Here is a 1,015-nt window from a genome sequence, read left to right as displayed (position 1 = left end):
TTTTGGCGCTGTGTCACTCACGTGAGCAGGCCGAACAGGTCAAAGCGCGGCTCGCCGCGTGGCTGACGCCAAGGGGACTGGCCTTCAACGAGGACAAGACCCGCGTGGTCCACCTCGACGACGGTTGTGACTTCCTCGGGTTCAACATCCGCCGCTACCGGGGCAAGCTGCTGATCAAACCCAGTAAGGCCGCGGTCAAGCGGATCCGGAAACGGCTGGCCGCCGAGATGCGGTCCCTGCGCGGGGCCAATGTCGAGGCGGTCCTCATCAAGCTCAACCCGGTCATCCGGGGCTGGGCCGCCTACTACCGGCACGTGGTCTCCAGCCGGGTGTTCAACGATCTGGACGACTACGTGTGGAAGCTCACCTACAAGTGGGCCAAGCACACGCATCCGCACAAGCCAAGGAAGTGGATCGTCTCCCGCTACTTCGGCAGATTCAACGCCTCCAGGCAGGACCGGTGGGTCTTCGGCGACCGGCAAACCGGCGCGTTCCTGCTCAAGTTCTCCTGGACGAAGATCGTCCGGCACGTCCTGGTCAAGGGCTGGGCTTCACTGGACGACCCTGCCCTGACCGACTACTGGGACAGGCGGCGACGCCGCCGCAGGCCCCCGCTGGACCGCACCGCACTGGGCCTGCTCCATGCACAGCACGGGCGCTGTCCGCTCTGCCGGGACCTGCTGCTGCACGCCGATCACGAGCCGCAGACCCCTCACGAATGGGAACGCTGGCTCGCCACGGTCCGCAAGGCGAAGCGCAAACAAGCGATCACCGCCGAGACGGACTCCCGGGCACCGGACGAACCACCGACGCTCCGTCTCATCCACACGCACTGCCGTCGCCGCCTCAGCCGGAGGAGCGACGCCAGTGACCAGCAGTTTCTGCCAGCCCGCGAGCCCCCGGGGCTTGCTTGAGCCGGTTGCTCGGAAAGCGGGCACGGCCGGTTCTGAGGGGGCGGCAGTGCAGCAATGCACTGCCGCTACCCGACTGGCGTGGCGCGTTCTACCTGCTCGAG

1 protein-coding gene is annotated in these 1,015 nt (G+C 66.8%); it reads left to right on the top strand.

Features of this window, described 5'->3' with window-relative positions; translation table 11 throughout:
• The coding region (locus VXC91_RS46040; RefSeq protein ID WP_329513277.1) for a group II intron maturase-specific domain-containing protein at positions 1-914 on the top strand (914 nt) is incomplete at its 5' end.
• Positions 915-1,015: the final 101 nt, after the last annotated feature.

This window comes from Streptomyces chiangmaiensis (assembly GCF_036281785.1).
Lineage (GTDB): Bacteria > Actinomycetota > Actinomycetes > Streptomycetales > Streptomycetaceae > Streptomyces > Streptomyces chiangmaiensis.
Note: the sequence above shows the minus strand (reverse complement) of the source record. Positions and strands in the feature narration are given on the sequence as shown.